This window comes from Chelatococcus sp. HY11 (assembly GCF_018398335.1).
Classification (GTDB): Bacteria; Pseudomonadota; Alphaproteobacteria; order Rhizobiales; family Beijerinckiaceae; genus Chelatococcus.
Window position 1 is genome coordinate 2623195 of record NZ_JAHBRX010000001.1, and the last position, 13961, is coordinate 2637155.

At 61.4% G+C, this 13961-nt stretch carries 12 protein-coding genes and 2 pseudogenes; 11 read left to right on the plus strand and 3 right to left on the minus strand.

Going from position 1 to position 13961, the window contains the following annotated elements; translation table 11 throughout:
- Positions 1 to 26 precede the first annotated feature (26 nt).
- A complete protein-coding gene (locus KIO74_RS12025) occupies positions 27 to 587 on the minus strand; it encodes a hypothetical protein (protein ID WP_213332200.1) in 561 nt (186 codons plus the stop codon).
- 331 nt (positions 588 to 918) lie between these two features.
- Between KIO74_RS12025 and KIO74_RS12030 the strand changes: the two genes are divergently transcribed.
- The 4 genes from KIO74_RS12030 (at position 919) to KIO74_RS12045 (ending at position 5237) form a co-directional block, all read left to right on the plus strand.
- A complete protein-coding gene (locus KIO74_RS12030) occupies positions 919 to 2769 on the plus strand; it encodes a ParB/RepB/Spo0J family partition protein (RefSeq protein ID WP_213332201.1) in 1851 nt (616 codons plus the stop codon).
- A gap of 188 nt (positions 2770 to 2957) precedes the next feature.
- On the plus strand, positions 2958 to 3182 hold the full coding sequence (locus KIO74_RS12035) for a helix-turn-helix domain-containing protein (protein WP_213332202.1): 225 nt from the start codon (positions 2958 to 2960) through the stop codon (positions 3180 to 3182).
- Positions 3182 to 4441: a type II toxin-antitoxin system HipA family toxin gene (locus KIO74_RS12040; RefSeq protein ID WP_213332203.1), complete on the plus strand. Its 1260-nt coding sequence runs from the start codon at positions 3182 to 3184 to the stop codon at positions 4439 to 4441. Before KIO74_RS12035 ends, KIO74_RS12040 begins: the two co-directional genes overlap by 1 nt.
- A gap of 97 nt (positions 4442 to 4538) precedes the next feature.
- Positions 4539 to 5237 carry a hypothetical protein gene (locus KIO74_RS12045; RefSeq protein ID WP_213332204.1) on the plus strand — a complete coding sequence of 233 codons (699 nt, stop codon included), beginning with the start codon at positions 4539 to 4541 and terminating at the stop codon, positions 5235 to 5237.
- Here KIO74_RS12045 and KIO74_RS32640 read toward each other — a convergent pair.
- Positions 5208 to 5974: pseudogene (locus KIO74_RS32640) on the minus strand (IS5 family transposase). The gene KIO74_RS12045 and the pseudogene KIO74_RS32640 sit on opposite strands and share 30 nt — an antisense overlap.
- An 86-nt stretch (positions 5975 to 6060) precedes the next feature.
- On the opposite strand from KIO74_RS32640, the gene KIO74_RS12055 reads away from it, so the two are divergent.
- Both KIO74_RS12055 and KIO74_RS12060 read left to right on the plus strand, forming a co-directional pair.
- Positions 6061 to 6234: a hypothetical protein gene (locus KIO74_RS12055; protein WP_213332205.1), complete on the plus strand. Its 174-nt coding sequence runs from the start codon at positions 6061 to 6063 to the stop codon at positions 6232 to 6234.
- Positions 6235 to 6429: 195 nt separating this feature from the next.
- A pseudogene (locus KIO74_RS12060) lies at positions 6430 to 6634 on the plus strand (SDR family oxidoreductase); the annotation flags it as partial.
- Between the two features lie 126 nt (positions 6635 to 6760).
- Here KIO74_RS12060 and KIO74_RS12065 read toward each other — a convergent pair.
- The gene (locus tag KIO74_RS12065; protein WP_213332206.1) at positions 6761 to 8641 is read right to left on the minus strand and encodes a LysR family transcriptional regulator; all 1881 of its coding nucleotides are present in this window, start codon (positions 8639 to 8641) and stop codon (positions 6761 to 6763) included.
- A 234-nt stretch (positions 8642 to 8875) separates the two neighbouring features.
- On the opposite strand from KIO74_RS12065, the gene KIO74_RS12070 reads away from it, so the two are divergent.
- The 5 genes from KIO74_RS12070 (at position 8876) to KIO74_RS12090 (ending at position 13856) form a co-directional block, all read left to right on the plus strand.
- Positions 8876 to 9700, plus strand: coding sequence for an ABC transporter substrate-binding protein (locus KIO74_RS12070; protein ID WP_213332207.1), 825 nt, complete (start codon positions 8876 to 8878; stop codon positions 9698 to 9700).
- A gap of 55 nt (positions 9701 to 9755) precedes the next feature.
- Positions 9756 to 10541: an amino acid ABC transporter permease gene (locus KIO74_RS12075; protein WP_213332208.1), complete on the plus strand. Its 786-nt coding sequence runs from the start codon at positions 9756 to 9758 to the stop codon at positions 10539 to 10541.
- Positions 10541 to 11323, plus strand: a complete 783-nt coding sequence (locus KIO74_RS12080; RefSeq protein WP_213332209.1) for an amino acid ABC transporter ATP-binding protein — start codon at positions 10541 to 10543, stop codon at positions 11321 to 11323. The genes KIO74_RS12075 and KIO74_RS12080 overlap by 1 nt, the downstream gene beginning before the upstream one ends.
- 56 nt (positions 11324 to 11379) lie before the next feature.
- Positions 11380 to 12327, plus strand: coding sequence for a cucumopine synthase-related protein (locus KIO74_RS12085; RefSeq protein WP_213332210.1), 948 nt, complete (start codon positions 11380 to 11382; stop codon positions 12325 to 12327).
- 167 nt (positions 12328 to 12494) lie between these two features.
- The gene (locus KIO74_RS12090) at positions 12495 to 13856 is read left to right on the plus strand and encodes a UbiD family decarboxylase (RefSeq protein ID WP_213332211.1); all 1362 of its coding nucleotides are present in this window, start codon (positions 12495 to 12497) and stop codon (positions 13854 to 13856) included.
- Positions 13857 to 13961: the final 105 nt, after the last annotated feature.

Below are 13961 nucleotides of genomic sequence, written 5' to 3' on the forward strand. Positions count from 1 at the left end.
CATATGCATGAAATAGGGATCAGCGCTCATAGGCTTGGCCCCTCGTCGATTCCCGTGTGTCGGGGGAGACGGTCACCGCCATGCGGCGCCTTTCCATCAGACATCATCCCCGAAACAACAGCTGCGAAATCCTGCTGGCGGCGCGCTGCGTCAAGCCGCTGACGCACAAAATTCGCACTGCGCGCACCGGCTTCACGGAGATAATGTTCTTCGACGCTTCGGAACCCGCCGCACACGCGCTCTGCGCAGGCATTTTCCAAGGTTGCCCTGTAGGCCGTGTCGCCCGTTAGCCCGTCCGCAACGGATTGGATCGCGCAATCGATGACAAGATTGCTGGCCGCTGACCGTACACTTTTTTGCCGGACCGCCTCCAGACGCTGAATTTTGTCGTCCGCAAAAAGAGACCCCTGACCTCCGGATAGAATATCGCGGATGGATGCAAGTGGCGCCTCGCGCAAATCCTTCCGAAGGGCGTGAGGCAAGGCTTCGCAAACCTCGGCTGCGGAGTAAGCGGCCTTGGCCGCTCGCTCCGCGAGGTCTTTCCAGTGCCGTCTCATCGGCAGACTTTTATGAGGCCCATCACTCATGGCGACTCTCCATGTCAGGACTATAGTAGAAAAGTGCTGACAATGTCAAATTCGGTGTCGAGCTTGACCTCTCTTGCGTGTTGGGATTGCGAAGGGGCAGCACCCATGCAAGCGAGGCATAGGTCGTCTGGACATAACTTCCCGCGTTGCCGTTCGCTCAATCCATGACGCCATCACGGCCGGGCGCGCCGCCCGGTCAACGGCCTGCCCGCACCACCCCGGCTTTGCCGGGCCGTGTTGGCCGTACCTGCTTTCAGCAGTGACCCGGCGGCTTGTTCGCCCGTCCTTTCTCCTTGGCGTCTTGAGCCAACCGACAACAAAGGAGAAAGTCATGACCGAGACGCTATCTATCCCTCTCAACAAGCTCGTCCCATGGGACGGCAATGTCCGCAAGACCGGTGTGTCCGAAGGAATCGAAGAGCTTTGTGCCTCGATTGCCGCACACGGGCTCTTGCAGGCGCCCATCGTCCGCAAAGTCAAAGGCGGTAAATATGCTGTCGTCGCCGGGCAGCGCCGATTGCTCGCCCTGAAACAGCTCGCTGAGAAGGGGAGCATCGCCAGCGACGCGGAAATCCCGTGCCAGCTTGTGACTACCAACGCTGATGCTGGTGAAATCAGCCTTGTCGAGAATGTCGTCAGGGTCGCCATGCACCCTGCAGACCAGTTCGAGGCCTTCCGAGACCTCGTGGACCGTGGTCTCAGCGCCGATGTCGTCGCTCGGCGGTTCGGGGTTAGCGAAGCTGTTGTCATCAAACGTCTGAAGCTGGGGCGTTTAAGCCCGGTCATCCTTGAGGCCTATCGTAACGGCGATATTGACCTCGAAGTCGCGCAAGCCTTCGCGATTTCGGATGATCACGCTGCCCAGGAGTGTGTGTTCTGCGATTTGCCGGAGTGGAACCGTTCAGCACGCCTTATCCGCAGCGTCCTGACGGAACATGAAATCGCTGTTTCCGACAAGCGTGTGCAGTTCGTTGGGCTTCATGCCTACGAGGAGGCTGGTGGCCTGGTGCGCCGCGACCTGTTCGACGACAGCCATAGTGGAACAATCCTGGACCCGGCGTTACTCGACCGTCTCGTAACCGAGAAGCTCGTTGCTATTGCCGACGGTGTGCGCGCCGAAGGCTGGGGCTGGGTTGAAATCATGCCTACGCTCGACCGTACCGCACTGGCAGAATATCGCCGTGCGGCTGCCGAGCGGGTTCCGTTGACTGACGAACAGCAGGCGGAAATCGACGCCCTGACTGCCGAGTACGATGAACTCGCCGACTCGGCTGAAGCTGACGAAGGCGATGAAACGGTGCTGGCGCGCCTTGATGAGATCCAGGCCCGTCTCGATGACATCGAGGCACAGCAGGAGCGCTGGAGCGACGACGTCCTGGCGTCCGCTGGCGCTATCGTCAGCGTGGGCTGGGGCGGTGATGTTGCTGTCGAGCGGGGTCTGATGCGTGGCGATGACGCCGTCGAGCCGGAGGTTGCTGAACAACCGGTTGCGGATGTCGTGCCATCAGCAGGGCTTCCGGCCACGCTCATCACCGACCTGACCGCACGTCGAACGTCGGCGTTGCAGGCAACAGCCGCTGGCAACGTATCAGTCATGGTAGCAGCCGTCGTTCATGCTCTGGCTCTACAGGCCTTCTATCGCTTCGCGCACGAGACCTGTGTGAAGCTGTCTGTCGATTTCGCCAGCCCGGAGCGCAGTATGAGCGTGCCGGAGGCCTATGCCGCCGTGCAGCGGATGGCGGATTCGCATCGGGCATGGAGCGAGCGTCTTCCCGAAGATCCTGCCATGCTCTGGAACTGGTGCCTGCAGCAGCCGCAGGATGTGTTGCTGGCGCTGCTTGCCCATATCGGAGCGTTGTCAATCGATGCCATCCGACAGAAGGGTGATCGTATCGGTGGCGCACGTCTTGCCCACGCGGACGCTTTGGCGGAAGCGATTGGGTTCGATATGGCAGAGCACTACGTTCCCGACGTTCCGACCTACTTCGGCCGGGTCAGCAGCGCGCAGATCGTATCGGCGCTCTGCGAGGCGAAAGGCACGCCTGCAGCCCCGGCATGGAGCCGGATGAAGAAAGCCGAGCTGGCAGCGCTTGCTGCCCGTGAGGTTGCCGGGACGGGCTGGCTTCCGGAAGTTCTTCGCGCTCGTGACCCGTTGTCCGACAGCTTGGACAACGCAGCTTAGTAGCCAATCAGCGACGACGCCAACCGCGCCCTCGGCGCGGTTGGCTTTTTTCTGTTCGTGGTCTAATTCGTCCCGTACGGGACGTTTTGGAGCTGTGCTCGGCAGTGAATACTAAAATCATCCCGTTCGGTTCTTTTTCTGGATTTTTAACGAATGTTTCGGTAAAATCGTCCCGATAGGGGTGATTTATGCAAACGATCCTAGACAGCAAGAGCTTGGGCCTTCTCATCCGCACAGAGAGGAAGGCGCAGAAATTGACGCAGGAGCAGCTGGCGGGCCTGACGGGTGTCGGCGTGCGCTTCGTGCGCGAGCTGGAGGCTGGAAAGGAAAGCTGCCAGATCGGCCGCGCCCTTCAGGTGGCGGCGTCCCTGGGGCTGACCGTGTCTGTCGGCAGACGGCAGGAGGGCGGCTGATGGCGCATCTGCTGGATGTGTGGTTCGGCGAGACGAAGGCCGGTGCGCTCGCTCAGGACGAGGCGGGGGCTCTGAGCTTTGCTTATGACCCCGGCTATCTCACGGGGCCGGACCCGCGCGCCATCTCTTTTTCGATGCCACTGCAGGAGGCTCCCTATACGGATAGGGTTGTTCGCCCTTTCTTCTCCGGCCTGTTGCCGGATGAAGGGGCGCGCCAGCGTCTGGCGGGTGCGCTCGGAATCTCGGCGGGCAACGCTTTCGGGCTGCTGGAAGTTATCGGCGGTGAATGTGCCGGTGCCTTGTCTCTCTATCCGGCTGGTGAGGCACCGCCCTCGTCCGACGATGACGGCATCGAAATTTTGAGCCAGCCCCGCCTTGAGGAAATCCTCGGCAAGCTGCGTGAACGCCCTTTGCTCGGCGGCGAGGAAGGGGTGCGGCTTTCGCTCGCCGGCGCGCAGGACAAAATTGCTGTCTGCGTGGAAGGCGATGCCATTGGGCTCGCCAAAGGCGGGCGCCCGACGACGCATATCCTGAAGCCTTTCATCCAGGCGCTCGACGGCACGGTTGAGAACGAGCTGTTCTGTCTGCGGCTGGCAGCGCGCCTGAAGCTTCCCGTGCCTTCTGTCGAAATGCGCTACGGCGGAACGATCCCGTTTCTTCTTGTGGAACGCTACGACCGTGCCGCCCACAATGACGGGACCATCACGCGTCTTCATCAAGAGGACTTCTGTCAGGCGCTCAGCGTGCCGCCAGAACTCAAATATGAGGAAGAAGGGGGGCCGGGAACAGAGCGGTCGTTGGGGCTGATCGACCGGGCCACCGCTCGCCCGGCGGCGGATCGGCTGGCCTTCATACGTGCGCTGATTTTCCATTACCTTGTCGGCAATGCCGACGCGCACGGGAAGAATTATGCCTTGCTTTATCGCGGTAAGGTTCCCGACCTTGCGCCACTCTACGATGTCGTCTGCACGGCCGCCTATCCGCGGCTTGCGAAGAAACAAGCCATGGCGATTGGCGGGCGGGCGGTCCCTGACACCATCCAGTTGAAACACTGGCTGACGCTCGTGCCAGAAACGCGAGGCGCGCAGCGCTTGTTAGTCAAGGACATCGCCGATCTTGCTGGACGCATCGGGAAAGAGGCGGACGGGCTTCTGGCCGAGTTTGAGGAAGGCGGCACCAAAAATAAGGTCCTGAAGGCCGTCCGCGCGGTTATTGAGACGCGTGCGACTTATCTCCTGCGGATTGCAGGCAACGTGTGAGGGATCAGCCGAGTCCTACCCGACGGCAAGGAACGAGTTTGTCGACGCCTCGGATCCATAGACCTAGAAAGAGTAAGTAAAAAAGTCCGTGTCCCACATGACCACTTCAAAGAGAATCGAACGCTTCAGAAATGATTTGATTTTCGCCATTCCGCGATTTCCAAATGACCGGGCGTCCAAAAAGGTGATGGAGCAAAAATCAATCACAGATGTCCTAATCGCCTACTTCAACTGGCGTATTCGCTTTGTCGGGCAGCGATCACGATCAGTTTCCATCTGCGCCGAAGCTAAGAATGACTCTCGCTGGACTGTATGGGAACCACAGGTAGCAAAGCTACTTGCCAGAGTCCAAGCTGGTGAGGACTTGACGCCCCATCTATCACTCGCGCCTTTGACGCAAGGCTTTACGCCTGCTTCATCTGCCCCTAGCGCGACACTTGAGGACCGTTGGTCCGACAAAGACCAAGTTTTAAATGTGATGGGATTCCATCATTTCCATTTGGGCGATGTCACAGCTTCGCAAGATCATGCTGACCGGACAAACGAACTTGCGTTCTGTCATGTGACGAGAAACGAATTTGAAATCGTCGCCATCTTCGATCACGACGTGTTTACTCCAGGGTCTACGGAACGCACTCGACTCCATGCCTTGCACGAGCAGCGCGCAACAGCGAATGTGCCTTCTGGTTCCGCAGTTTTGATGTCTGCAATTACCACCGCCGGGACGACTATGGGGGGAACGATGGCTGCGCAGCAGGTAGTTCGACTAGCGCTCGTGGACAAAGGGTATCCATAGTTTGACTGCGGCGATGGCGACAAAGCCGAGGTAGGATTCCTTGGTCTTGTCGTATCGGGTGGCGACGCGTCGCCAATTCTTCAGCCTGTTGAAGAGCCGCTCGATCTGGTTTCGCCATTTGTATTTGGCTTTGTCGTGCGGGATCGGGTCGCGCCGATTGCTCTTTGCGGGGATGACGGCTTCGATGTCGGCCTCAGCGATCTCCTCGCGAATGGCGTCTGCATCGTAGCCCTTGTCGGCCAGGAAAGCCTCGATCCGGTCGGAAATCATCCGAAACAAAGGCGCAAAGCCTTGGGTGTCGTGGGTTTGCCCGGGCGTCAGGAGGAAACCGAGCGGACGGCCTTTGGCATCGCATCGGGCATGGAGCTTGGTGGTGAAGCCGCCGCGCGATCGGCCAAGCGCCTCGGCCTCCTGAGTCCCCTTTTTATGCCGACCGCACAATGATGTGCCCGGACAACCGTGCTGTCGATCATGTCGGCGCTTCGATCGCGCTCGACCAGTTCGGCCAGGGTTTCGAGCATTGCCTCGAATACGCCGGTCTCGACCCAGCGTCGGTAACGGCGGAAGACGCTGTTCCACTTGCCGTATTCGTCAGGCAGATGCCGCCATTGCGCTCCCGTGCGCGCCATCCACATCATGCCTTCGAAATAGCTGCGATTGTCCTGAGCAGGCCGGCAGCCGCGACCACGTTCAGCCGGAAGAAGCGGACCGATCAGACCCCATTCCTCGTCCGTCACGCCAATCCGTTCGCCCAAGGCTACCTCCAAATGGAAGCCTTGAATCAAAACCAGATTCCTCAGTCAACCTTTGTCCACGAACGCTAATGAAGGAAATCGATCCTTTGCTGGACGATCCGTCTGCGGTACCGCAACTCCAAAGCTATGGGATCTCGGTTCAGCGTCCTGACAAATTGAGATGGCGCATGAACCATCTCGATTTTGGTCTCTACGACAAAATTGGCAACCTATTCCTGATTTTGCAGAAGGGACCAACCTGACCACCGCCTGGCGCCTCACAGACAGAAATTATATAACACTTACAATAATATAGAGGTTCCCAGTTTCATCCTGTCCGGTGCGCCATTTCTTGTTTCCCATACGAGTGGCTCGCGCGCCCTCGTGCCAAAATTAAGCGCTCGGCTCGTCCTAAGGTCGAGCAGGGATCGATTGATCGCTCGCGGACGATTATGCGGGCGAAGAGCATCCGCATGAACAACGTGCTTCCGGGCTGGATCGACAGCCTGCCGGCGACCGAAGAGCGTCGCGATAGCGTGCCGATGCGCCGTTTTGGCAAGGCGGAGGAAATAGCCGCGACCATTGCTTTCCTCCTGTCGGATGCAGCCGGCTATCACCGGACAGAATATCCGGGTCGATGGCGGCGTGACCCGCGCGGTCTAATTCCACACAAGAGCATAACTTGCGGATCCGGAGGCGGTGCCGGCTCTTCCAGCCGGGACCACCCGCCATAACGGAGAAGACATGGCCGTGCTGAGATGTCTCCGAGCGGCGCTTCTTCGTTACGGCTCAGGGCCGCGCAACCTCGTTTCCGTATTCCGTGTTTTTCTGCAGAACCGCCGACAACTGCTGCTTCAGGAGCGCGATGAAGTCGCGCTCGACATCACTCAACGCCCGCTGTCCCGAGAATATCACGTTGAGCGGCTGCCGTATGACGGGGTCGACCAACGTGGAAACCGTTACGCGTTCACGGAGCGCGCTATCCAGCACGGCTTGCGGCGGAAGCACGGTGCAGAGCTCATCCTGCTCCACCATCGCAAGGCTTAGGGGAAATGACTCGACTTCAATGCAGGCTCTAAGCCTTATCCCCGTCGCCCTGGCCGCCTGGTCGAGCAGGGCGCGTATTCCGAAGGACGCTCCACCAAGGACGAGCGGGAGATCCTTCAACCGCGAGAACGGAATGGCGACGCCGTCTTCGAGGCCAAGCGCCTTGTTGGCGATCAGGGCCAGCGGTTCATAAAGGCCAAGTGGAACACGCGTCGCCTGGGCATTTGCGGTTTCCACGACCGCGAAGGCGACAGCACCGCTACTGACGAGATCGTGCAGCGTCTTCGTCCGCGCCTCGACGATCCTGAAAGTGTACCCGGGCCATGCACGGCGCAAGCTGGTGATCGCGGCGGCCATGGCCCTGGCGACCGTGCTGCCACTGTCCGCAACGGGAATCATGCCAATGCGAACGAGCTGGCTATGGCCCGCAACCACCGCGTCACGCCCGGTCGCAATCTTCTTCAGCCCAACCTCGATGGCATCGACAACCGTGCGCAGCCTCTCGCCAGCCGTATTGATCGCCAGACTGCCGCCCGCGATGCGATAGAGAGGTGTATCGAGGGTCTGCTCAAGCTTGCGAAGCTGGGCGGTAACAGCCGGCTGTGTCACGTTCGCGGCCCGCGCCGCGGCGGCGATGCCACCGCTGCGATGCAAAAGCTGGAAGTAGCGCATCTGCCGCAGCGTAATCTTCGGCTGAAAGACAACATTCTGCTCGCGGCTCTGCAGAATATTTCTGAGCGCATCCACGAATACACGCGCGGCAGGATGGTCAACGCGGATGCGTGCGCCTATCCACCGCGACGCGCCCAGCCGCAGCGGCTCGACATGGACGTCGATAAGACCCAACCGGTTCGACAGCATGCTGCGCGGCATGACAAAGGCGGCCTGGGGTTGCTCGATCATCAGCCGCGGCAGCCGGGTCGGGTCCTCGTCGACGATCTGAATTCGATGAGCGAAACCGCCTGCTTCTGCCGCCTGCATCAAGCTGTTCTGCAGGTCTCGCGACATCCGGAGCAGCACAAGCGGTGTGCTCTCGACCTCCCCTAATGGCTTCGCCAGCGATACCGCCACCCAGGGATCGTCGATCAGCGGGATCATATCCCGGCTTCCGGAATGGCTGGGATCGATCATGTCGATCTCGATCACCCCGCATGGATCGGCGGCGATCAGTGGCCCCACCCCACTCGGCTCGCTCGCGGGCCCCTCGGGACCAAAAAGAAATCTGTAGTCGAAGAAAACATCGGGATTCAGAGGATGCAGCAGCTCGACGCAACGCCCGAGGGCCTTCGACAACCGCCCGATGGCAAAGCTGAGATTGAGATCAATGGCGACGCGCCGAATGCCGCCCTCCGCTCCTGACTGAATATAGGCGCGTGCGAAGCTCTCCGCGTGCAGCAGCGTGACGGCATTCCTGAACAGCCAGAGCGCCGCCGGCTGGGGATAGACACGCTTACCCGCATGCTGGAACAAGGCAACGCCAAACTGTTCCCCCAGAGCCTGCAGACCAGCGCTCAGGGTCGACTGTGCGATGCCAAGTTCCGCCGCGGCCGCCACCAAGTTGGGATTCTGGCAAGCGACAGCAAAGTAACCGAGCTGTCTCAGTTCCATCCCCGATGTGTTCATCGCGGCCCCTTCAGCCGTGGAAGCGTCCTTCTGGCGTCCAAGAGCAGCATAGAGCGCCGCAGGATGGAAGCCACAAATCTGAGCATGGGGTGAACATAATCACGGCGTGAAGGCCAAGCGCAGGTGACGTTCGATTTTCATGATTGTCAGCTTCGGCATTTCTCGCGTCCAAAGTGAGGGCAACCTCCCCGACACTCCGTGGAAATTCTTCATACGCTGAATGAGGGGCATTCCATGTCCATAGCCGGTCGCGCATTCATCCTGGCAGCTTCGCTGGTGGCCGGTATCGGCATGGCCGAAGCCGCACCCGATTCCCTCACCAAGGCGGGCAAGATTGTCTTCTGCTCGGACCTCAACAGCCCTCCCAACCAGTATATGGCAGAGGATGGCTCGACCCCGACCGGTGTCGCTATCGACATGCTGAAGGGCATTGGTGACGAGCTCAAGCTGCCGATCGAGATCATGAACGTGAAGTTCTCCGGCATCTTTCCCGCTCTCGATACCGGCCAGTGCGACGCCATCATGGCCAGCACCTCCAAGAGCCCAGAGCGTCTTCAAAAGTACAATTTCGTCGATTACTGGGCGGTGGCCTCGGGTCTGCTCGTCAAGAAGGGCAACCCGCAAAATCTGAAGACCTATCTCGACCTGTCCGGCAAGCGCGTCGCGGTGCTCCTTGGCAGCGCCAACCAGCGCCGCCTGGAGGCCGCGAACGAGGAATTGACCAAGCTCGGCAAGCCGCCCATGGAGATCGCCGCTTTCCCCGGCAATACGATCGCATTCCAGGAACTTGATCTGGGCCGCGTCGACGCCATGGTCGGCGATACCCTGGTGTTGTCCTATTTCCAGACACGATCGAACGGCAAGTTCGAAATTGGCGGCGCGCCAGTGCCCCCCTCGACGCTCGGGATCATCGTCACCAAGCCGCGCGAGGACGTCGCCGCCGCATTCCGCAAGGCGCTCGACGATTTGCAGGCAAGCGGCAAGCTGCAGGCCATGGCCGACAAATGGGGGGTTGCCGCCGGCATGACCATGTGCACCAGCGCCAAGCCCTGCCCGTGACCTGCCTTCGACCCTTTTGGGATCGTCAAGACATTGAGCCGAGCCGGCTAGCACCATGCTGAATTCAATTCTTGCCTATTTCGATAGCGACGTGAGCTTCGTCTTCGACACGAGCTTTTTCCTTCGCTTCGTGTTCTCGCCGAGCCCAGCGCTATTGAAGGGGCTGGGTCTGACAGTGGTGGCCGCGGTCACCTCGCAGGTTCTCGGCGTCATTCTGGGTTGTCTTCTGGCGCTCGCGGGTCTCAGCCGGTTCGGGTTGCTGCGCGGTTTCAATCAAAGCTATCTCTTCTTCTTTCGCGGAACGCCGGTTCTCGTGCAACTCGTGCTGATTTATTATGGACTGCCCTATCTCCTGGGTGGTGCGGACCTGTTCCCGCCGCGTGTCTTCATCGGGCCGCTGTGGGTGCAGGGCGCGCTGGTCGCCGGCATCGTCACTTTTGGGCTGCATGAGGCAGCCTATATGAGCGAGATCATCCGTGCCGGCATCCAGTCCATCGATGAGGGCCAATCCGAGGCCGCGCAGGCTCTTGGCATGACGCCCGCGCTTGCCATGCGCCGGATCATCCTGCCGCAGGCTGCTCGCGTCATCGTGCCGCCGCTCGGCAACCAGTTCAACCAGATGCTGAAAACGACCTCCCTGCTCAGCGTGATCGCGGTGCCGGAGCTTTTCCGAGTCGCGGAAGAGGTGCAATCGGCGACCTACAAGTCCTTCGAGGTCTATCTCGGTGTCTCCGTCTACTATCTCGCGCTCACCGGTGCCTGGACGATCATCCAGATGCTGATCGAGCGGAGCCTGTCGGGTTCGCGCCGCACCGTCACGGCCAACGCGAGGGCAGCGTGATGAAGTCGGCTGCGCGTGAACCGGCCTTTGTGGAATGCGACGGCGTGGAGGTGCACTTCGGTGCCCTGCCAGTCATCCAGGGGGTCTCCTTCTCCGTTTCCAGGGGCGAGGTCGTTGCCATCATCGGGCCCTCGGGATCGGGCAAGACCACATTGATCCGCTGCCTCAATCATCTGCTTGCGCCGTCGGCCGGCACAGTACGCATCGCCGGCGAGACGCTCGGCGTGCGGGTGGGGGCGAACGGCGGGCTGATCAAGCTGCCGGCGCGCAAGGTCGCCGCCCAGCGCCGCTCCATCGGCTTCGTGTTTCAGCGCTTCAACCTGTTTCCGCATCTCACCACCCTCCAGAATGTCATGGAGGCTCCGGTGCACGTCCTTGGCAGGTCGAAAACCGACGCGCGCGCCGTGGCCGAGAAACATCTCGCCCGAGTCGGGCTTGCCGACAAGGCCCACGCCTATCCACGCCAGCTCTCGGGGGGCCAGCAGCAGCGGGTGGCTATCGCCCGCGCGCTCGCGATGGATCCCGAGCTGATCCTTTTCGATGAACCGACCAGCGCCCTTGACCCTGAGATGGTGGGCGAGGTCCTCGCCGTCATGCGCGACCTTGCCGCGCAGGGCATGACGATGCTGATCGTCAGCCACGAGATGGGCTTCGTCCGCGAGGTCGCCGATAGGGTGATCATGCTTGATGCCGGGCGGATCGTCGAACAAGGCCCGCCGGCGGAGGTGTTCGACCAGCCGAAGAGCCCGCGAACGCAAGCTTTTCTCTCGAAAATTCTCTGATCCCGCCCAGCCGTCACGATGTGCCGGGCCCCTTGCATCTGAACCGGAAGCTGACCATGACCGATGTCAAGACAATCGCCGCCGCGCTCGACGTCGAGAGCGCCGCCATCACCAGTGTCGAGCCGGAGGAGTGGCGTCTTGTCCGCACTGGCCGCCATGGCGACAATGCCGGCTCGTACGGCCAATATTTCGGGACCTACGACATCGCGGCCGGCATGCTCCGCGACTACACGGGTTATACGCTGTACCCGCTGGTACGAATGGCGCGGTCCGGCAAGTATACGGCGGCCGAGATGGCGCAGCTGTTCACCGAGTTCGACCCGGCCTATTCGCATTATCTCGGCTACAGCGGCCTCAGGAAGCTCGGCGACTTCGCTGAGCGCCTGCGCGAGGCCTTCCCCACCGCCGGTATCGAGGACATCGCCACGGGCCTCGCGGCGCTCAACCGCTACGCGAACCGCCTCAACGCCTGGAACCATCATTACTTTCCCTGGGACCTCGGCGATCAGTTCCGCTACGACAGCGTGCCGCCCGAGGATCGCTCCTATTTCGACGTGTCACGCATCCCTTCCGAAGCGATTGGCGATGCCTGGATCAGGATGTCCTGGGAACCACTCGGCATTTCGGTGAAGGTACAGCTGGCGACCTTCCGCAATCCCGAGCTCTGCCGCGATGTCCTGGAAGCGGCGCCATTCCGCGTGCCCCAGTCGCACGCCATGGTCACCGGCAAGTCGATCTATGCCTGGACACCGATCCTCTCCACGGCACCGGTCGCCTGGCGCGAGGTGATCCGCGAGGCGCCTTTCGGGCGCGTGCGTTTCTCACAGAACACCGGTCAAAAGATCATCGTGCAGTATGGCCCGACCACCGAGGATCTTCTCGCTCCCGTCCTCGGTCAGATCGCCGTGGAAGATCTCGGCCAGATCGAGCGCCTCGGCGCCGCCATCTGGGAGAGCAACTACACCACCAAGGACGTCGTCTGGCTGACCGTCGAACGGCTGTGACCATATTGGCGCGGCGCCCCGTCACGGGTGCCGCCCCTCCGGGCGGCACGTCCGCCGTCCGTCCATCTCACCGAGGCGGCGCCATGGCGGCCGCTTCGTCGAACAGGGGCCCGACCAGCCCCATCAGTTGCGGGCAGGTCGCGCGCCGCCCGGTACAGGATGCGTTCATGTCGTCACTCCAATCGCTGCGCGCCTATCTGGCTGAACTCGATGCGAGCGGTGAACTTGCCCATGTTCCCGACGAGGTCTCGCCGCATTTCGAACTCTCCGCCTGCCTGTCCGTTGCCGACGGCGGCAAGGCGTTGATTTTCGACAAGGTCGCGGGCAGCAGCTTTCGGGCAGTCGGTAATTTGTTGTCGAACCGCGACCGGATCGCCCGTGCGCTGAAGATCGACAAGGATCAGATCCAACGCCGACTTATCGAGGCGATCGATGGCGCAATCCCGCCTGTCGAAATCACCGGGGGGCCGGTTCAGGAGGTTATCACTACGGCCGATCCACTGGCTGGCCTGCCGGTGCCTACCTTCTTCGCCGCTGAGGCCGGGCCCTATATCACGGCGGGGCTGATCGTCGCCAAGGACCCGCAGACCGGACGGGGCAACGCTTCCTACGCCCGCATCCTGGTGACCGGTCCGGCGACCGGCATGATCGGTATCGCGCCCAACCACCATCTCGCCCATCTCGCCCGCAAAGCCGCCAGCCTCGGGCAAAAGCTGGAGATCGCGGTCGTGCTCGGCGCACATCCCGCGATCCAGCTCGCGGGGTGTCTCTATCTCGGGCTGGGCGACGACGAGATGCATTGCGCCGGCAAGCTGCTTGGCCAGCCGGTGGAGCTCGTGCGTTGCCGGACTGTTGACCTGATGGTACCGGCCCACGCGGAGATGGTGCTGGAGGGCACTATCGATGTCGACACGCCCATCAAGGAGGGGCTAATCTCCGAATACCATGGCATGTACGAGGACTACGGCGCCGGCTTCCTCACCGAGTTCCGCTGCCGGACGCATCGCCGGGACGCCCTGTTCCAGGTCATCGAGCCCGGATATCACGGCGAGCATATCTACCTCGGAGCCCTGCCGATCGCCGCATCCTTGCGCATCGCTCTGGCACGCGTCTTCCCCAATGTCGGTGAGGTCGCCGTCACCGCGTCGGGCGCCGGGCGCAACGACGCCGTGGTGCAGATGGTCAAGCCGAAACCCGGCCAGGGCAAGCGCGCCATTTTCGTGTGCTGGGGCGCAGTCAATATCGTCAAGTCGGTGACGGTGGTTGATGAGGATATCGACCCGTGGGACCTGGCCGCTGTCGACCGCGCGCGTTGCGCGCGGATGAAAGGCGACCGTGATATCGTCATCGTGCCGGCCGTTTCCGCGGATCGGTCCGAGCCACTGGAACACGGCGGGTTGATCACCAAGATCGGCTATGACGCCACCGCGAAGGACGGTGATCGGCCGGAAGGGATCACGCAAGCCCTGCCGCCGGCCGAGTTTCTGGACGCGGCGCGCATGAAGCTCAGAACCCTCGGCATTCTTTGAGGCGGCGACCCGATGAGACACGCCCCGCCCCTTACCCTGGCCCCTTGTGGGAAGAAGGAAGGGGTGGCGAAGCTCTCGCCGCAACGTGGGCTCCCGGAGCCGCAG